This window comes from Bradyrhizobium sp. USDA 4341, from assembly GCF_054063755.1.
Map to the genome: position 1 here is coordinate 3529527 of NZ_JBSSGO010000002.1, position 19428 is coordinate 3548954.

Below are 19428 nucleotides of genomic sequence, written 5' to 3' on the forward strand. Positions count from 1 at the left end.
AGTCCGTCATGAAGCTCAACAGCTTCGTCCGTGGACATTGGACCGGTTCCGGCGAACCGGCCGCCGAGATTCACAGCGCAGTCACCGGCGATGTGGTGGCGCTCGCGACCAGAAGCGATCTCGACATGCGCGAAATCCTCGCCTATGGCCGCGCGGTCGGTGGCAAGAATCTCCGCAAGCTGTCGTTCCATCAGCGCGCGAGCCTGCTCAAGACGCTGGCCGACTATCTGAGCCAGCACAAGGAGCGGCTTTACAAACTGTCGCTCCATGCGGGGGCAACCCGCACCGACGCCATGATCGACGTCGATGGCGGCATTGGCACGCTGTTCGCCTATGCCAGCAAGGGACGCCGCGAGCTTCCGAACACCAGATACCTGCTCGACGGCAACGTCGAGGGGCTCTCCAAGGGCGGCGCGTTCGCCGGCCAGCATATCGTCACGCCGTTGCGCGGTGTCGCGGTGCATATCAACGCGTTCAACTTCCCGTGTTGGGGCATGCTGGAGAAGCTGGCGCCCGCGCTGCTCGCCGGCGTTCCCGTCGTCACCAAGCCCGCGACCGTCACCTCCTATGTCGCCTACGAACTGGTCCGGATGATCACCGAATCCGGCGTGCTGCCGGACGGTGCGCTGCAGTTCATCGTCGGATCGACCGGCGACCTATTCGACCACCTCACCTGCCAGGATGTAGTGTCCTTTACGGGCTCGGCCGACACCTCGCAAAAGCTGCAACGGCATCCGGTCATCGCGCGCGAGGCCGTCAGGTTCATCGCCGAGCGGGATTCGCTCAACGCCGCGATCCTCGCGCCGGACGCCGTGTCGGGAAGCCCGGAGTTCGACCTCTTCATCAAGGAGGTGGCGAAGGAGATGACGGTCAAGGCCGGGCAGAAATGCACCGCGATCCGCCGCGCATTGGCGCCGGCAGCGCAGATCGACGCCGTCATCACGGCGCTGCGCGAGCGTCTCGCCAAGGTCACGATCGGCAATCCCGAGAACGAGAAGGTCAGGATGGGACCGCTGGTCGGCCTTGCCCAACGCAGCGATGTGCTTGCTCACGTGGCGAGGCTTCGCACCGAGGCCGAATTGGTGGCCGGCGATCCCGACAGCTTCCAGCTGATCGACGCCGACGCGAAGCGCGGCGCGTTCATTCCGCCGCTGCTGCTGCATTGCGCGAAGCCGCTCGCCGCAACCGCGGTCCACGAGATCGAGGCGTTCGGGCCGGTCTGCACCGTGATGGGCTATGACGATCTGGACCAGGCCATCGCGCTGACCAATCGCGGCGGTGGCAGCCTGGTCGCATCCGTCTACACCCACGACATTCCGACCGCGACCGAGCTCGCGTTCGGCATCGGCAGCTTTCACGGCCGTGTCGCGATCATCGATCGCGACTGCGCGGCCGAGCACACCGGACACGGCTCGCCAATGCCGCAGATGGTTCACGGCGGACCGGGCCGCGCCGGCGGCGGCGAGGAACTCGGCGGCATCCGCAGTCTCCAGCACTACATGCAGCGCACCGCGCTGCAGGGCTCCCCTCGCATGCTGAGCGGCGTCACCGGCCGCTGGTCCAAGGGCAGCCCGATGCTCGAAGGTGATCTGCACCCGTTCCGCTATCACTACGACGATCTCGAGATCGGGCGCACGCTGGTCTCGAAGGCGCGGCAGATCACGCTCGACGACATCGAGCACTTCGCGCATTTCACGGGCGACACCTTCTACGCCCATATGGACGAAGAAGCGACCAAGGGACATCCGTTCTTCCCGGGCCGCGTCGCGCATGGCTACCTGCTGCTGTCGTTTGCGGCCGGCCTGTTCGTCGATCCCGACTACGGGCCGGTGTTGGCGAATTACGGCCTCGATAGCCTGCGCTTCGTCAAACCGGTCCAGCCTGGCGAACAGATCCAGGTGCGGCTGACCGCGAAGGAGAAGACGCCCCGCAACAAACAGTATGGCGAGGTGCGCTGGGATGTCGAGATCACGACCGGGGCCGGCGAGACCGCGGCGACATATGAACTTCTGACGATGAACGCGATGCGGACGTAACGCGCAACTCAGAGCAACGCGGCCTGCCGGCTTCGGCCGGCGGGCTTTGCCTTGCTGCGTGGCCGACTGACGGCCGCATCCGCGGCACCGGCCAACACCAATTGCGCGACGAAGTCGGCATATTCGGCGCGGGTCATCGGGCCGCCCTCGCGAAACCACATATAATGCCAGTTCAGCATGCCGAACACGCTCATCGTCAGCGGCTTGAGGACGCGCTTCTGCTTCGCCGCCGGCACGGCCGCGGCCAGCGCATCCGACATGATCCCGACCAGGATCCGCTCGCTCGCAAGCAGCGGCTGCTGCTTGTCTTTCGGCAACAGCTTGAGACTAGCAATCTGGACCTGATGCTCGGCGTCGGCATGCCGGTAGAGCTCGAGCAGGGTCGCAACGATCGTTCGGAAGCGCTCGACCGGATCGCCGGCCTGTGCGCTCGCCTTCCGAACCGCCGCCACCAGCTTCTCGAGATGCGACGACAGGATATCGAACAGGATCGCCTCCTTGTCGGGATAATAGTGATAGAGCAGCGCCTTCGAGACACCGCACGCATCCGCGATCGTGTTCATCGACGTGCCGACATAGCCCGATACGGCAAACAGCTCGGCCGAGCGATGCAGCATCGAGAGGCGCTTGTCGTCGTAGTCCTTGGCACGCGATCGGGCCATGTCTTTCGGTTCCCTCGGCCGGGTATTCGGCTCTCGTCCAGAGATGTGAATCAAATGACGGCAAAATTCCGGGACCACCGCCCTGCTTCCGCCGGGCCGCGTCCGAACCAGCATTTATTGACCATCCGGTCGAATAATTCCATGGCTGAGTTGGAATGGCGCCTCTCCGGGCCGCTAGTCGAGCTTGAACGGCTCCGATCCGGGATAGGAATGGGCGACGAACTCGCAGAAGGCGCGGGCCGCCGGTGAGAGCGTCGCGTTGCCCTTCCAGGCAAGCCCGACATCCATGGTATGGACGTCGTCATCAAGCGTCTTGAGCTCGATGCGATGTCCCTCGAGCGACCAGGGACGGTAGACCATGTCCGACAGGATGGTGATCCCCATCCCGGTCGCGACCATGCTGCGGACGGCCTCCACCGACAGGGTGCGGAAGATGACGTTGGGCACGTGCGCCGTATGCTGCCAGTAGCGCATTGCGGAGCGCTCGGCCTCATCAACGGTCAACATCAGATAAGGCTCGCTCGCGAGGTCAGTTAGCTTGATGTTGTCCTTGCGCAGCAGCGGATGATTAACGCATGTCCACAAGCGACGCGCCGAGCGCAACAGCAGCCGCGAGCGAATGGAGTGCCGGTCATGCAGGTTCGCGATCAGCATGATGGCCGCATCGACGCTGCCGCTGATCAGGCTCTGCTCGATCGCATCACGTTGAAACTCGTGCAGCCGGACCGTGATGCCCGGGAAGGACCGCCAGAACCGCGTCAGCAACGGCGGCAGGAAATATCCGGCAACGGTATAGCTCACGGCCACGTCCACGGTGCCGTCGACCTGGGTCCCCCAGCGATGAGGCCCCCGCGTCGCATCTGACACGCTCGCCTCGATCGCGCGGGCGCGCTGCAAGAACTCGTGGCCGTCAAAAGTCAGCGTCACGCCGTTGGAATGGCGGTCGAACAATTTGCGGCCGAGCTCGGCCTCGAGGGCTTTGATCGACGACGTGACCGCCGATTGCGTCACGTTCAGAGCTGCCGCGGCCGCGGAAACGCGTCCGCTCTCCGCCGTCGCGATGAAGTGCCGAACCTGACGGAACGTCAGAGACATAAAAATTTCCGATATCAGCGAACGATATTTCGAATTTTACAATCCCGCGACGGAACGGAAAGATCAATCGGTCGGTTCCGGGTGAGAAGGCGTTGGGATGATGTCCGAAGGTTTGGAATTGGTCGCGCGCGATGTCAGCGTCCAATTCGAAGGCCTGAAAGCGCTGTCCGACGTTACACTGGCCGTGCCGCGGGGACATATCGCCGGACTGATTGGCCCCAATGGAGCCGGCAAAACCACTCTTATCAATGTATTGACCGGTTTCCAGCCGGTCGGCGCGGGCACCGTGGAGCTGGAAGGCGAACCACTCAACGGCATTGCAGCGCACATGCTGCGACGCAAAGGCGTGGCGCGGACCTTCCAGTCAGGCCGGCTTTTCCGCGAGCTGCCCGTCATGGACAACCTGGAAGTGACCGGCGTCGGCCTCGGCCAAGGCCGTCCCGACGCCATCAGCGAGGCCGAGCGGGTGATGGCCTGGCTCGGCATTTCGCATCTCGCCAACAGCATTGCCGGCGCGCTGCCCTATACGGACGAGCGCCGCGTTGCCATCGGCCGCGCCATCATGTGCACACCGCGATATCTGCTGCTCGACGAACCGGCGGCAGGCATGTCGGAGCACGAGAGCCACGAGCTCGCCGCCATCATCCGCAGGATCGCGTCCGAGCTCAATGTCGGCGTGCTGCTGATCGAGCACAATATCGGCCTCGTGCTGGAGCTCTGCGAGCGCATCTTCGTGCTCGATTCCGGCGAGATCATCGAAGTCGGCCCGCCCGCCCAGATCCGCAACAGCGATGCCGTGCGGCACGCCTATATGGGCACGCAGCGCGACGAATTGATTCCACCGGTCGCAGCCGAAGCGGCCGTGGCGTCATGACCGCACTCGTCGTCGACGACATCACGGTCAGCTACGGGCGCCTCACGGCACTCCGCGGCGTGACATTGACGGTCGACGAAGGCGAAATCCTGTTCGTGACCGGCCCGAACGGCGCCGGCAAGTCGACGCTGCTCAACGCCATCGCAGGCGTTGTGCCGCCGGGCTCCGGCTCCATCATGATCGACGGCGCAAGGATCAGCGGTGCCGCGCCCGAAGACATCGCCCGGCGCGGGTTTTCGCTGGTGCCGGAAGGACGCAACGTCTTCGGCGCGCTGACGATCGAGGAGAACCTGAAGGTCGGCACCGGCATGCGCGCCGACCGCAAGACAATCGCCGGCGACCTGGATCGGGTCTACCAGGAATTCCCGATGCTGGCCGAGCGTCGACACAGCCCGGCGGGCATGCTGTCCGGCGGCCAGCAGCAGATGCTGGTCATCGGCCGCGCGCTGATGGCCGCGCCCCGCATCATGGCGATCGACGAGCCCTCGCTGGGCCTCGCGCCGAAGATCATCGACCAGGTCTACGAGATCCTGCTGCGGCTGCGGGCCCAGCGCAAGCTCACGCTGCTGATCGTCGAGCAGAGCTCGACGCGCGCCATGATGACGGGCGGGCGGATGGTCCTGATCCGCGGCGGGCGCATCGTGCTGGAGGGCCCCGCGGCTGACATGGTCAGGGATGATCGCCTGAAGCAGACCTATTTCGGCTTCGGAGATCACTGAGATGCGCGAGCTGCTCCAGATCATCTTCGACGCGCTGAGCCTCGGCAGCCTCTATGCGCTGGGCGCGCTCGGCATCGCCCTGATCTTCGGCGTCATGCGGCTCGTCAATTTCGCCCACGGCGACTTCATCGCCTTTTGCGTCTTCGCCATGCTGTGGCCGTCGATCGATGCGGCGGCGATCGTGTTTGCCGGCCAGCTGCCGTTCTATCTCTTGATCCCGCTGCTGCTGCTGATCGGCGCCGCACTGTCCATCCTGTCGGAGGTCGTCGTCTTCCGACGCTTCCGCAACGCCAATCCGGCGACAATGATGATCGCGTCCTTCGCGCTCGGCTTCGTCATCCGGCATCTCCTGCTGATGCTGTTTTCCAGCCGGCCGAAGTCGATCACGCTGTGGCCGAGCCTCGGCCTGCCGGTCGAAGTCCTCGGCGCCCACATCCCGATGCTCCAGGTCGTGACCATCATCATCACGCTGGCCGTGCTTGTGATCCTCGTCCTGTTCCTGAAGCGCACGCGCTATGGGCTCGAGATGCGCGCGGCGGCCGATAATTTCACCATGGCGCGCATGCTCGGGGTCCGCGCCAACGGCGTGATCCTGCTGGCCTTCGCCATCAGCGGCATGCTGGCGGCGGCGATCGGCCTGATCCTGGCGACCAATTCCGGCACCGCCGACATCGGCATGGGCGCCAACGTGATGCTGATCGCGTTCATCGCAACCGTGATCGGCGGCCTCGGCAGCATTCCCGGCGCCGTTGCCGCCGGCTTCCTGATCGGTGCCGCCAGCGTCGTGTTCCAGGCGACCTTGCCGCACGACGCCCGCGTGTTCCGGGACGCGTTCGTCTACGGCGCCGTCATCGTCGTCCTTCTGGTGCGGCCGCAGGGCCTGTTCGCACCGAAATCCGCCAAGCAGAGGGTCTGATCGATGTCGCAGCGGCCGTCCGTCATCCGGCAAACGATCATCACGCCGATCGTGCTGATCGTGGCGCTGCTCATCATGGCCGCCCTCAGCTATCAGTTCGGCAGCCGGGCCTTCAACCGCACCGTGGTCGAGATGTTCATCAACATCATGGTGGTGGTCGGCCTCTACGTCTTCGTCGGCAATTCGGGCCTGCTGTCGTTCGGCCATATCAGCTTCATGTGCCTCGGCGCCTACATGACCGCCTGGCTCACCATTCCGCCCGTCATGAAGTCGATCACGCTCAAGGGCCTGCCGGTGTGGCTGCTTCATGCGCAACTGCCGATGTGGGTGGCGACGCCGATTTCCGGCCTGTTTGCCGCATTGTTCGCGCTGATCGTCGGGCGCGTCATCATGCGCCTGTCGGGCATTGCCGCCTCGATTGCGACCTTCGGCCTGCTCGGCGTCATCAACAATGTCTATTCGAACTGGGATTCGGTGACGGGCGGACAAGGTTCGATCGTCGGCATTCCGCCCACCATGAACGTCTGGACCGCATGGATCGGCGGCGCCGTGGCCATCGCGATCGCCTATCTCTATTCGAACTCGCGCTCGGGGCTCGCGCTGCGCGCCACGCGCGACGAAGCGGTCGCCGCCAGCGCCTCCGGCATCGACATCGTCCGCGAACGGCTGATCGCCTTCGTCGTCAGCGCCTTCATCATCGGGCTCGCCGGCGCGCTGTACGCGCACTTCCTGAGCATCGTCAATCCCGGCGCATTCTATCTGCGGACCACCTTCATCACACTGTCGATGCTGGTGGTAGGCGGCATGTACAGCCTCAGCGGCGCGGTCTCGGGCGTGGTCGCGATATCGGTGCTGATCGAGCTGTTCCGTGATCTCGAAAAGGGCATCAGCCTGGGTGGGCACACCGTCGGCCTGCCGAACGGCGTCCAGGAGATCGCGATCGGTATCATCACCATCGTGATCCTGATGTACCTGCCGACGGGATTGACCCGCAACCGGGAGTTCTCCTGGCGCCGATGGCCGTTGCAGCGGCGCCTGACCCGGCCGGTCCAGACCGCACTGAAGGAACTGCACTGACGCTCGTTTGTAAAATTGGAGGAGTGGCATATGCGCTTTACGACATTACTCGGCATTCTGGCCGGAGCATCCGCGCTCTGGTTCACACCGGCCCAGGCGGCCGACGAGATCGTCGTTGGTTTTGCGACCGCGGCATCCGGATTCATGCAGGCCTATGACAAGCCGGCGCAGGACGCGGCGCTGATCCGGATCGATGAGATCAACAAGGCCGGCGGTCTGCTCGGCAAGAAGATCAAGCCGGTGTTTGCCGACACCAAGACTGATCAAGCCGAAGGCGCCAAAGCCGGTCTTGCGGTACTCGACCAGGGCGCCGACCTCGTGATCGTCTCTTGTGACTACGATTTCGGCGCACCCGCGGCGCTGCAGGCGCAGGCCGCCGGCAAGGTTTCCTTCTTCCTCTGCGCCGAATCGATCAAGGCCGGCATCCCCGGCGTCGGCCCGTTCTCGTTCTCGGCCTCGGTGCTGGCACCGGTGCAGGGCGCAACCATGTCGGAATGGGCGTACACCAAGAAGAACGCGCGCAGCTTTTATCGGCTGCTCGACAGCTGGACCGTTTACAACAAGGGCATTTGCGACGGCTTCGACTGGATGCTGCCGCGCCTGAAGGAGGCCAAGCTGGTCGGCAGCGACACCTTCAAGAACGACGATGCCTCGATCGCTTCGCAGATCACGCGGATCAAGAGCCTGCCGAAGGAACCCGACGCCATCATGCTCTGCACGATGATGCCGGGCGCCGTCTCCGCCATCAAGCAGATCCGCGCCGCCGGCATCAAGTCGATGATCCTCAACGGCTCGGGCGTCGACGGCAGCTACTGGATCAACGCCGTTCCGGATCTGTCGAACTTCTATGTTCCCGTGCAGGGCTCAGTCTACGGCGACGATCCGAACCCGAAGGTCAACGAGTTCAACAAGAAGTACAAGGAAGTCACCGGCGGCGACCCGTCCAGCCAGTACGTTTATCCGGGCTACGTCCTGATCGACGTCTGGGCCAAGGCGGTCGAACGCGCCAAATCGACCGATGCGGCAGCCGTCGTCGCCGAGCTCGAGAAGATGAAAGACGAGGCCACGCTGTTCGGGCCGCGCACCTTCACCAAGGACATTCACCACCAGAACCAGGGCCGTTACCTGATCGTCGACACCGAGGCCGGCAAGCCGAAGGTGATCGACCAATGGACGATCTCGGAAAAGATCCCGCTCGATTATCTGGTGTCCAAGTAACCCGGCAACGCGCCGCTCCGGGTGCGCCAGACGCACCCCGGGGCGGCCGCGACGGTCGTATGCAAAGCCAGTTGGAAGGAAATCAGGAGATGGTCGTGATCAACTGCGACATGGGCGAGGCCTACGGCCTCTACAAGATGGGCGACGACAAGGCATTGATGCCCCATATCGACGTCGCTAACGTCGCCTGCGGCTTTCATGCCTCCGACTTCAACCACATGCGCAAGACCGTGCAGCTCGCCAAGCAATTCGGCGTCAAGGTCGGCGCGCATCCCTCGTTGCCCGATCTGCAGGGATTTGGCCGCCGGGAGATGAAGATCGGCCGCGAGGAGTTGACCAACTGCCTGCTCTACCAGATCGGCGCCCTCAAGGCGTTCCTGGATGCCGAAGGCATGGCGCTCAATCATATCAAGCCGCACGGTGCGCTCTACGGCATGGCGTCGCGCAACGAGGACATCGCCGAAGCTGTGGCTGACGCCGCCGATGTCTACAAGGTGCCGCTGCTCGGCATGAAGGGAACGCTGCACCAGCAGGTCTATGAGCGCCGCGGCCACGCCTTCGTCGCCGAGTACTATGCCGACCTCGACTACAATGCCGACGGCAGCCTGATCATCACGCGCGAGCACGAGGCGAAGGATCCGGCCGACGCCGCCACCCGATGCGCGAGAGCCGTCAACGAGGGCAAGACGCGCACGGTGGCGGGAAACGACATCGTGGTCGGCGCCGATTCGATCTGCATTCACTCCGACACGCCGAACGCCGTCGCCATCGCGGAGGCCGTCCGCGAAGCGGTTCGTCCCTATCTCACCGCACGCTGAGCCGTCGCGGCAAAAAACCAACGATCCACGAGGAAACCATGGCAACGCAGCAGATCTTCTCGCCGCTCCCGGGCATCTTTTACCGCAAGCCCGCCCCCGACAAGCCGGTCTACAAGAACGACGGCGACGTCGTCGCGGAGAGCGACACGATCGGACTCATCGAGGTGATGAAATCGTTCAATGAGGTGAAGGCCGGCGCCGCCGGCAAGATCGTTCGCTTCCTGGCCGAGAACGAGGATGCCGTGATGGCAGGCCAGCCGATCGCCGAAATCGACGTTTGAGCCCCCGACCAGCCATGGCGATCAAGAAGCTCCTCATAGCCAACCGCGGCGAGATCGCGGTGCGCATCATCCGCGCAGCGCGCGATCTCGGCATTGCGACGGTCCAGGTCTACAGCAAGGCTGACAAGGATTCGCTCGCGGTGAGACTTGCCGACCAGTCGGTCGATATCGGTCCGCCGCAGGCGTCAAAATCCTATCTCAACCAGGCGGTCATCCTCGCTGCTGCGCAGAGCACCGGTGCCGACGCCATTCATCCCGGATACGGCTTCCTGGCCGAGAATGCGGAGTTCGCGGCCGCGGTCGAAGCGGCCGGATTGATCTTCGTCGGCCCGACCGCGCAATCGATCCGGCTGATGGGCGACAAGGTCGCGGCGCGCGAGGCCGCCGCCTCGGCCGGCGTACCGACCGTCCCCGGCAGCCGGGGGCGGCTCGAGTCGGCGGACGCTGCCTTCGCGCTGGTCGAGAAAACCGGTTTCCCTGTCATGATCAAGGCCGCCGCCGGCGGCGGCGGGCGCGGCATTCGCATCGCACGGTCCGCCGAGGAATTCCACCATCTGATGCCGCAGGCGCAGGCCGAGGCGCTCGCGGCCTTCGGCGACGGCGGGCTCTACGTCGAAAAGCTGATCGAAGGCGCGCGGCACATCGAGGTCCAGGTGCTCGGCGATGGACGCGACGTGATCCATTGCTTCGAGCGCGAATGCTCGTTGCAGCGGCGCCGCCAGAAGGTCTGGGAAGAGGCCCCCTCGCCCTCGCTCACCCGAGCGGTGCGTGAAAAGCTTTGCACGTCCGCGGTGGCGCTGGCCAAGGCAGTCAACTACCGTGGCGCCGGAACGCTCGAATATCTCTACGACGACAGGACCGGCGAATTCTACTTCCTCGAGATGAACACCCGCATCCAGGTCGAGCACCCCGTCACCGAAATGGTCACCGGCATCGACCTCGTGTGCGAGATGATACGGATCGCCGGCGGTGAGCCCTTGCGCATCCAGCAGGACGCGGTGCGCGTCAGCGGCCATTCGATCGAGGTCCGCATCAACGCCGAGGACCCCGCCAGGAATTTCCTGCCCAATCCGGGTACGGTGAGCGCGCTCAACGTGCCCGGCGGCGATGGCGTGCGGTTCGACAGCATGCTCTATCAGGGCTACACGGTGCCTCCGTTCTACGACAGTCTGCTCGGCAAGCTGATCGTGCACGACAAGGATCGGCCGAGCGCCATCAGACGGCTCGAGCGCGCGCTTGCCGAGCTCAGCGTTGAGGGCATTTTCACGACAAAGCCCCTGCACCAGGCGCTGGCGCGCGACGCCGACGTCAAGGCCGGACGCTTCCATACGGCTTGGCTCGAACCGTGGCTGGAGTCCCATGCCGCCGGCCTTGCCACCGCTCAGCCGCCATCGGCCGCGAAGGTCGCGCCATGATGGCGAGAGAATCCGCCCCGTCAGCAACAGGAGGCCGCTAGTCATGCAAACTCGATTTTCCTTCGGCGGCGACGAGCACATTTTCGCCGAGGTCGGCGAAGCGATGTCGCTCGAGGCCTTTTTCAAGAGCCTCTTCATCACCAATGCGGTGCGCGACGCCAAGATCAAGGGCGTCACGGAGATCTGCCCGGCCAACGCGTCCTATCAGGTCAAGTTCGATCCGGATCAGATCAAGCCCGACGATCTGCTGGCCGAGCTGAAGCGGCTGGATTCCGCATCCGAGAAATCGGAGCCGGTGATCAAGACCCGGATCATCGAGATTCCCGTGCTGTACAACGATCCCTGGACGCACGAGACGTTGATGCGCTTCCGCGAGCGTCATCAGGATCCGAACGGGACCGACCTCGAATACGCCGCGCGCATCAACGGCCTCGATAGTGTCGACGCCTTCATCAAGGCGCATTCCAGCGCGCCTTGGTTCGTCTCGATGGTCGGCTTCGTCGCCGGCCTGCCCTTCCTCTACCAGATGGTCGAGCGCAAGCGGCAGCTTCAGGCGCCGAAATATCTGCGCCCGCGCACCGACACGCCGAAGCTCACTGTCGGACATGGCGGCTGCTTCAGCTGCATATACTCGGTGCGCGGCGCCGGCGGCTATCAGATGTTCGGCATCACGCCGATGCCGATCTATGATCCCAACCAGAACATCAGCTATTTGCGCGACTTCATGTGCCTGTTCAAACCGGGCGACATCGTGAAATGGAAGCCGATCGACCGGGCGGCCTATGACGCGGCAGTCGCCGACGTCGACGCCGGCCGCTTTGCGCCTGTGATCCGCGACGTCTCGTTCTCGCTGACCGAGTTCAACCGCGACGTTGATGCCTACAACGCCAAGCTCGATGGAGTTCTCCATGGCCGTTAAGGTTTTGAAGCCGGGTCTTGCGACCACCGTCCAGGACCTCGGACGTCCGGGCTACTACCATATCGGCATCCCGCTCTCCGGCGGCATGGACCGTCACGCGCTGGTCGCAGCCAATTTGCTGGTCGGCAACGACGCCGGCGCTGCCGTGCTCGAGGCCGTGTTCATGGGACCCGAGCTCGAATTCACCGCGGACGCGACCGTCGCGATCACCGGCGCGGAGCTGCCGCCGAAACTCGACGGCGAGCCGCGCGAAACCTGGACCAGCTTCAGGGTGAAGCGCGGCCAGATCCTCTCCTTCGACTTCCTCAAGCAGGGTGCGCGCGGCTACATCGCGGTCGCCGGCGGCATCGACGTGCCCGTCGTCCTCGGCTCGCGCTCGACCTACGCGCTTGGCGCGCTCGGCGGCTTCAAGGGCCGCAAGCTCGAAGCCGGCGACGAACTGCCAATCGGCAGTGCCGCCGCGACGGGCAAGGATGGACGGACCGTTGCCAGGGATTTGCGCGGGCAACCGGCGGGAATGCCGACGGAACTGCGCGCCATGCCCGGTCTCTACTGGCACCGCATCACCGAGGCGGCCGGCGACGGCTTCTTCTCCGACACCTGGAAGGTGGCGCCGGAAGCCGACCGGATCGGCTACCGTTTCAAGGGCGGCAAGCCGCTCGAATTCGTTCCGCGCGAACCGCCGTTCGGCGCCGGCTCCGACCCGTCCAACATCACCGATGCCTGCTATCCCTACGGCTCGATCCAGGTTCCCGGCGGCACCGAGCCGATCGTGCTGCATCGTGATGCAGTCTCCGGCGGCGGCTACTTCATGGTCGGGACCGTGATCGCCGCGGACATGGATCTGATCGGCCAGCTGCAACCCAACACGCCGGTGAAGTTCGTCAAGGTCGACATGAACCAGGCGCTTGCAGCCCGCAAGAGCCGGTCGGAATTGCTGGGCAAGCTGCACAACGCGCTGGCGTAGCCGCCGGCAGCCGCGTCCCTATACGCCAAAGACCGCGGCCACCGATCGGGGGTGACCGCGCGTATTCCAGGCTTCAGGCTGTCGGTTGCGGCCTCTCGCGCCTGATATTGACGTCACCGCGCGCTCTGCACCTGTCGGCACGAGAGTTGCAACGAATGCAGCCGGGCTGAGAAACACCGCTCATGAGTTAGGCAACATCGGAACAACCGCGATGTCCGTTTCTCTGAAACAGATCCGCTACTTCGTCGCCGCCGCCGAGACCGGGCGCATCAGCCAGGCGGCGATCGACCTCAACGTCTCGCAATCCGCGGTCACCGCGGCCATTCAGCAGCTCGAAGCGACCGTCTGCGCCCGCCTCCTGGAGCGCGCGCCGAACGGCGTGACCGTCACCATGGAAGGCAGCCGCTTCCTGTCGCAGGGCCGTCAGATCCTCGCCGCCGTCGCCGAAGCGGTGCGGAACACGCAGATATCAGCGGGACCGCTGTTCGGGACGGTCCGCATCGGCGTCACCTACACCGTGTCGGGCTATTTCCTGCCGCGTCACCAGAAGCGCTTCCAGGCGAGCTTTCCCGGTATCACGATCGAGCTGTTCGAGGCCCCGCGTGACGTGCTTGAACGCGCGCTCGTCGACGGCGCGCTCGATCTCGCGGTGATGCTGGTTTCGAACCTGCGCGACAACGCCAAGCTCACCAGCGAGACGCTGCTGCGATCGCCGCGCCGCCTGTGGCTTGCGCCCGAGCATCCGCTGACCCGTGCCGAGCGGGTCCATCTCGCTGAGATCGCGACCTATCCTTACGTCATGCTCACCGTCGACGAGGCCAAGCACACCTCGATGCGCTACTGGAGCAACGCCTCGCTCGAACCGAACACGATCTTCCGCACCTCCTCGGTCGAAGCCGTGCGCTCAATGGTCGCGGGCGGCATGGGCATCGCCATTCTTTCCGACCTGATCTACCGGCCCTGGTCGCTGGAGGGACAGCGGATCGAGACCCGCGTCATCGAGGACGAGGTGCCCAGCATGGACATCGGTCTTGCCTGGCGGCGCGACACCAGGCCGTCGGAAGCCGCGATGGCGTTCCGCGATTTCATGCGCTTTGCGGTTGCAGGCGTGGGGCCGGCCCGGCCTCCTCTCAGCATGGATCACCGGCACCAGGCCGAGGAGGCGATCGAAATCTAGAATATCTGTTTCCGTTTTATTCGACTTGACGCCGTCCGGCAGTCCTCGCCAAACTTTGGCCGGGGACACGACGACCGGAGGCACGGACGGCGGCGGGGAGTGAGACATGCAAGTCACCTACACGACCAACGACATCCCGTTGCAGACCCGCCGCCAGTACTGGCAGGAGGTCGTCTCGAAGACTTATTACTCGCTCGACCTGCGCTTTCCGAGCACCCGCGACTTCAATGCGCGCCTCGGCGCCTGGTCGATGGGTCCTCTCTCGGTCTCGCGAAACATCGCCAACGGCCTGCTGTACAAGCGCCATGAACGGCACCTCCTGAACGAGCGCGAGGAATCCTTCCTGATCACGGTGCCCGAACTTGCCGAAATCCGTTTCGAGCAGGACGGCAAGGTCGTGCACTGCCGGCCGGGCGCGTTCCTGATCGAGCGCAGCCACCTCCCCTACGAGTTCAGCCATCAGGATCCGACGGCGCTGTGGTGTCTGAAGATCCCGAGCGCGGTGCTGCGCAGCCGGATTTCGCGGCCCGAGCGCCTCGCCACGCTGCAATTCGACGCCAGCCGCAGCGTCGGCGCGCTGTTCGTCGACACGCTGCGCCTCTCCAGTGAGCGGATCGAGGAAATGGACGAGACGGCGCGCGCGATGATGGGCAAGCACCTCATCGAGCTGCTTGCGATGGCCATCGAATCCGACGACCGCGTGCTGACCGGCCACTCGTCCTCGGTGCGCAACGGCCACCTGCTGCGCTGCGAGCAGTTCATCCGTGCCCGCCTCGACGACATGCGGCTCACGCCACAGATGGTCGCCGACGGCTGCGGCATTTCGCTGCGCTATCTGCACCAGATCTTCGAGGGCGAGGGCCTGACCGTCTGCGCCTACATCCGCAACCAGCGGCTATCGATGTGCGACGCCCTGCTGCGCGACGCGAGCTGCCGCAAGAGCATCTCCGAAATCGCCTACCAATGGGGCTTTGCCGACCAGGCGCAATTCAGCCGCAACTATCGCGGCCGGTTCGGCTGCACCCCGAGCGAGGCGCGCGCCACCTCGCGCGCCGCCAACGCCTGAACAGGGCATCGCGACCGCACCCATCTGACCGCTTGGCTGACCGCTTCCTAGGCAGCCCGCCGCCGGTCCGGGCACGCATAGCCCGCGATGCGGTTCGCTCTCTCGCACAAGTCTTCCTGCGCTCAGCGTCAAGAACCCGGGCCGCCGCTCTGCCTAAGATCGGCGAAACGCTTGTTCGAAAGGAAGACGCATGGTGCAGGACCTTCGTGTGGCTGTCGATGTCGGGGGCACGTTCACCGACATCTGCATTATGGACGAGACGACCGGTCTCATCCGCATCGAGAAGACCTCCTCCACGCGCGATCCGATCGAAGGCATCATGGGCGGCGTGTCCAAGGCCGGAATCGATCTTTCCAGGGTGGCGCTGTTCTCGCACGGCACGACGGTTGCCACCAACGCGCTAATCACGCGCCGCCTGCCCCGCACCGCCGTGGTCACGACCAAGGGGTTCCGCGACGTCATCGAGATCAGGCGCGCCAACAAGGAAGACCTCTGGGACACCTACAAGGACGTTGTCCCGCCCTATGTGCCGCGGCGCGATCGCCTGACCGTACCCGAACGCGTCGATGCCGGCGGCAAGGTGATCGAACCGCTCGACGTCGAGGCCGCACGCGACGTCGCCCGCATCCTCAAGCGTCGCGGCGTCGCCGCGGTCGCGGTCTGCTTCATGAACGCCTATCTCAACGGCGCCAATGAGCGCGTGATGCGCGACATCCTGCTGGCGGAGATGCCTGACATTCCAGTGTCGATCTCCTCGCAGGTGCTTCCCGAGATCTTCGAGCATGAGCGGTTCTCGACCACGGTTGCCAACGCCGTCGTGAGCCCGGTGGTCGTCAATTACACGAGCCGGCTCGGCGAACGCCTGGCGCACGAGGGCTACACGCGCGATCTCCTGCTGCTGCACACCGGCGGCGGCGTGATGACACCGGCGAGCGTCAAGGACTTCGCGGCGCGCCTCGCCGGCTCCGGCATCGCCGCGGGTGCCATCGCCAGCCGCTATATCGCCGGCCTGTGCGGTTTTCCCAATTCGATCGGCCTCGACATGGGGGGCACGTCCACCGACGTGTCGCTTGCCTATGAGGGCCGCTCGCGCGTCACCAAGGACTGGCACATCGAATTCGGCTATCCGATCCGCTTCGCCTCGATCGAGGTGCTCACCATCGGCGCCGGCGGCGGCTCGCTGGCCTGGACCGACCCGGCCGGCTCCCTGCGCAACGGCCCGCAATCAGCCGGGGCCCATCCGGGACCGGCCTGCTACGGCAACGGCAACACCCAGCCGACCAACACCGACGCCAACGTGACGCTGGGCCGGCTCGGCACCGACCTCGCCGGCGGCAAGGTGAAGCTCGACCCCGAGCTGGCGCGCAAAGCCGTCGAGAGCGGCGTCGCCAAGCCGTTCGGCCTCGGCCTGCACGAGGCCGCAGACGCGATCGTCAAGGTCGCCAATGCCAACATGTCGGATGCGGTGCGGCTGATCTCGATCAGCCGCGGCTACGACCCGCGCGACTTTGCGCTGGTGGCGTTCGGCGGCGCCGGCGCCCTGCATGGCGTCGACGTCGCGCGCGAGCTGTCGATTCCCGTCGTGATCGTACCGCCCAATCCCGGCGTGACCTCCGCGCTGGGCTGCCTGCTCGTCGACATGCAGCACGATTTCTCGCAGAGCTGCATGGTCGACGCGGCCGACGCCGACGCCGACGAGATCGAGGCGCAGTTCGCCGAGATTGAGAAAGCCGCGCTCGCGCGGCTCGCCCATGAGGGCGTCGCGCAGAAGGATATCGTGCTGCAGCGGTCGATCGACATGATGTATCGCGGCCAGTGGCGTTCGCTCGCGGTGAACGCGCCGCAGCCGATCGGCGCGATCGCCGACCTGGTGCAGAGCTTCCATGCCGAGCACCAGCGCGAATACAATTTTCGCCGCGACAGCGCGCCGGTCAGCTTCTTCCGCCTCAATCTGAAGGCGGTCGGAGTGGTTCCCAAGGCCGAGTTTGCCGTTCACAAGCCGACCGGCGCTAGCCCCGAGCCGGTTGGCAGCCGCAGGGTCTGGTTCGACGGCAGCGGGCTCGATACGCCCGTCTATCAGCGCGACGACCTGCCCTGCGGCTTCTCCTTTCAAGGCCCCGCGATCATCGAGCAGCTCGATGCGACCACCGTGGTGCCGCCCGGCGCCGCCGCCGAGGTCGACAAATATCTCAACATCATCATCCGCGTGAAGGAGTGAACCATGGCCGGAGCTCTCCCGCTCGACCCCGTAACCTTCGAGGTTCTGAAGAATTCCTTCATCACCAGCGTCGACCAGATGGGCGAGCAGGTGCTGCGGACGTGCTACTCCTTCGTCATCTACAACCGCGACTTCTCGAGCGCGCTGCATGATGCCAACGGCGAATGCGCGGCGCAAGGCAACCAGGACATCGCCGTCCACGTCGGCACGCTGCATTTCACCTGCAAGGACGTGATGCGCCATTTCGAAGGCGACATGCACGAGGGCGACGTCTTTGCGATCAACGATCCCTATGCCGGCGGCACGCATTTTTCCGACGTGCGGCTGATCCGTCCGATCTTCGCCGACGGCAAGATCATCGCCTTCAGCCAGTCCAACGGGCACTGGTCGGACGTCGGCGGCAGCGTGCCGGGGTCGTTCGACGTCGCCGCCCGCGAGATGTTCCGCGAGGGCCTGCGCATCACGCCGGTCCGCCTGTTCGACAAGAACGGCTTGCGCAAGGACGTCGCGCATCTGATCGCCTCCAACACGCGCGACCCGGCCTCGATCATCGGCGATATCCAGGCACAAGCCGAAGCAACCGCGGTCTGCGAACGCGAGATCCTGCGTCTGGTAGGCAAATACGGCCGCGAGACCGTCGAGACCGGGCTGGCCGCCGTGCAGGATTATGTCGAGCGCTCGGCACGCCAGCGCATCGCAGCGCTGCCCGATGGCGAGTGGGAGACCGTCGACTACATCGACCGCGATCCGGCCGGCGGCGAAGGCATGATCCCGATCCGCATCAAGATGACGATCAAGGGCGACCGCGCGATCTACGACTTCACCGGCAGCCATCCGACCATCGGCTCGATCTACAACTCGGCGTTCGGCGCGACCTTTTCCGCTGTTGCCGCCGGCATGAAGACCTTCTTCCCCGATCTGCCGCTCAATTCCGGCTTCTACCGCTGCTTTGACATCATCGCCCCCGAAGGCTCGATCGTCGATGCCAAATGGCCCATCGCGGTCACCGGCTTCCTGATGCCGTTCGAGAAGATCATGAACTCGATCTACGAAATGTGGTCGAAGCTGATGCCGGAGCGCGCGCTCGCCTGCGCCTTCAATCTCGAATATCTGCTCACCGGCGGTCTCGACGCCCGCAGCGCCGACAAGCCGATCTTCATGTTCTACGACTGGCTGCCCGGCGGCTGGGGCGGACGCAACGGCAAGGACGGCAGCAATGTCACGACCGCCTGCTTCGGCACCGGCCTGATGTCGCAGCCGGTCGAAGGCCAGGAGCGCGCCAATCCGATCCTGACCACCGAATGCGAGATCCTCAAGGACTCGCCTGGCCCCGGCAAATGGCGCGGCGGCGCCGGCGTGGTGAAGACGTCGCGAATGCTGCAGGCCGAGAAGACCGTGATCTCCTATATCTGCGACCGCGAGCGCGCCATCGTGTGGGGCATCGAGGGTGGCCTGCCGTCGATGCCGCACGGCCTGACCTTGAAGCGCGCCGGCAGCGCCGCCGAGGAGCGATTGGGCTCGATCTTCTCGGACGTGCCGATCGGCGAAGGCGACGTCTTTTCGCGTCCGACCGCCGGCGGCGGCGGGTTCGGCGATCCGTTGGAGCGCGATCCGAACCTCGTCATCGAGGACATCAAGGACGACTATGTCTCGGTCGAGCGTGCCGCCAAGGATTATGGCGTCGTGGTGCACACCATCGACGCCGAGCTCTGCAACTACGAAATCGACAGGGTCGCGACCGCGGCGCTCCGGACCAAGATCCGCTCCGAGCGCGTCGCCAATGCCCGTCTCGATCCGGAGATGGTGGCGCAGCGTTACCGGAGCGGAGAGATCAACGCGTTCGATGTGATCCGAAAGCACGCGGTGATCCTCGATTGGGGCACCGGCGCGCTGCTTCCCGAATCCACCCGTCAATTCCGCGAAGCGTTCGAGCGTCGCTCGGTCGCGATGTGGAAAGCGGGCTGATCGTC

At 64.9% G+C, this 19428-nt stretch carries 17 protein-coding genes; 15 read left to right on the forward strand and 2 right to left on the reverse strand.

Annotated elements, in window-relative coordinates:
* Window positions 1–8: 8 nt before the first annotated feature.
* The gene (gene paaZ / locus ACVIGB_RS22735) at window positions 9–2036 is read left to right on the forward strand and encodes a phenylacetic acid degradation bifunctional protein PaaZ (RefSeq protein WP_456720957.1); all 2028 of its coding nucleotides are present in this window, start codon (window positions 9–11) and stop codon (window positions 2034–2036) included.
* Between the two features lie 8 nt (window positions 2037–2044).
* Here the strand turns inward: paaZ and ACVIGB_RS22740 are convergent, their stop codons facing one another.
* Together ACVIGB_RS22740 and ACVIGB_RS22745 are read right to left on the reverse strand one after the other, a co-directional pair.
* A complete protein-coding gene (locus ACVIGB_RS22740; RefSeq protein WP_456720956.1) occupies window positions 2045–2698 on the reverse strand; it encodes a TetR family transcriptional regulator in 654 nt (217 codons plus the stop codon).
* 174 nt (window positions 2699–2872) lie between these two features.
* On the reverse strand, window positions 2873–3793 hold the full coding sequence (locus ACVIGB_RS22745; protein WP_176533312.1) for a LysR substrate-binding domain-containing protein: 921 nt from the start codon (window positions 3791–3793) through the stop codon (window positions 2873–2875).
* 100 nt (window positions 3794–3893) lie between these two features.
* Here ACVIGB_RS22745 and ACVIGB_RS22750 point away from each other — a divergent pair, with 100 nt between their 5' ends.
* From ACVIGB_RS22750 to ACVIGB_RS22815, 14 genes are all read left to right on the forward strand, one after another.
* Window positions 3894–4667, forward strand: a complete 774-nt coding sequence (locus ACVIGB_RS22750; RefSeq protein WP_456720955.1) for an ABC transporter ATP-binding protein — start codon at window positions 3894–3896, stop codon at window positions 4665–4667.
* Window positions 4664–5386: an ABC transporter ATP-binding protein gene (locus ACVIGB_RS22755; RefSeq protein ID WP_092124381.1), complete on the forward strand. Its 723-nt coding sequence runs from the start codon at window positions 4664–4666 to the stop codon at window positions 5384–5386. Before ACVIGB_RS22750 ends, ACVIGB_RS22755 begins: the two co-directional genes overlap by 4 nt.
* Before the next feature lies 1 nt (window position 5387).
* On the forward strand, window positions 5388–6302 hold the full coding sequence (locus ACVIGB_RS22760; protein ID WP_092124380.1) for a branched-chain amino acid ABC transporter permease: 915 nt from the start codon (window positions 5388–5390) through the stop codon (window positions 6300–6302).
* A 3-nt stretch (window positions 6303–6305) separates the two neighbouring features.
* On the forward strand, window positions 6306–7379 hold the full coding sequence (locus ACVIGB_RS22765; RefSeq protein ID WP_456720954.1) for a branched-chain amino acid ABC transporter permease: 1074 nt from the start codon (window positions 6306–6308) through the stop codon (window positions 7377–7379).
* A gap of 30 nt (window positions 7380–7409) precedes the next feature.
* Complete coding sequence (locus tag ACVIGB_RS22770; RefSeq protein ID WP_456720953.1) at window positions 7410–8597, forward strand: ABC transporter substrate-binding protein; 1188 nt, start codon at window positions 7410–7412, stop codon at window positions 8595–8597.
* Between the two features lie 89 nt (window positions 8598–8686).
* Window positions 8687–9415 (forward strand): LamB/YcsF family protein, encoded by a 729-nt coding sequence (locus ACVIGB_RS22775; RefSeq protein WP_092124377.1) that lies wholly within the window; start codon window positions 8687–8689, stop codon window positions 9413–9415.
* 38 nt (window positions 9416–9453) lie between these two features.
* Complete coding sequence (locus ACVIGB_RS22780; protein WP_021082329.1) at window positions 9454–9696, forward strand: acetyl-CoA carboxylase; 243 nt, start codon at window positions 9454–9456, stop codon at window positions 9694–9696.
* A gap of 14 nt (window positions 9697–9710) precedes the next feature.
* The gene (locus ACVIGB_RS22785) at window positions 9711–11111 is read left to right on the forward strand and encodes an acetyl-CoA carboxylase biotin carboxylase subunit (protein ID WP_456720952.1); all 1401 of its coding nucleotides are present in this window, start codon (window positions 9711–9713) and stop codon (window positions 11109–11111) included.
* Window positions 11112–11154: 43 nt separating this feature from the next.
* Window positions 11155–12030 (forward strand): 5-oxoprolinase subunit B family protein, encoded by an 876-nt coding sequence (locus ACVIGB_RS22790; RefSeq protein ID WP_092124374.1) that lies wholly within the window; start codon window positions 11155–11157, stop codon window positions 12028–12030.
* Window positions 12020–12997 carry a 5-oxoprolinase subunit C family protein gene (locus ACVIGB_RS22795; RefSeq protein ID WP_456720951.1) on the forward strand — a complete coding sequence of 326 codons (978 nt, stop codon included), beginning with the start codon at window positions 12020–12022 and terminating at the stop codon, window positions 12995–12997. The genes ACVIGB_RS22790 and ACVIGB_RS22795 overlap by 11 nt, the downstream gene beginning before the upstream one ends.
* A 211-nt stretch (window positions 12998–13208) precedes the next feature.
* A complete protein-coding gene (locus ACVIGB_RS22800; RefSeq protein ID WP_092124373.1) occupies window positions 13209–14174 on the forward strand; it encodes a LysR family transcriptional regulator in 966 nt (321 codons plus the stop codon).
* A 106-nt stretch (window positions 14175–14280) separates the two neighbouring features.
* Complete coding sequence (locus ACVIGB_RS22805; protein WP_456659386.1) at window positions 14281–15240, forward strand: AraC-like ligand-binding domain-containing protein; 960 nt, start codon at window positions 14281–14283, stop codon at window positions 15238–15240.
* Between the two features lie 193 nt (window positions 15241–15433).
* Window positions 15434–17458: a hydantoinase/oxoprolinase family protein gene (locus tag ACVIGB_RS22810; protein WP_456725096.1), complete on the forward strand. Its 2025-nt coding sequence runs from the start codon at window positions 15434–15436 to the stop codon at window positions 17456–17458.
* A 3-nt stretch (window positions 17459–17461) separates the two neighbouring features.
* Window positions 17462–19423, forward strand: coding sequence for a hydantoinase B/oxoprolinase family protein (locus ACVIGB_RS22815; protein ID WP_456720950.1), 1962 nt, complete (start codon window positions 17462–17464; stop codon window positions 19421–19423).
* Window positions 19424–19428: the final 5 nt, after the last annotated feature.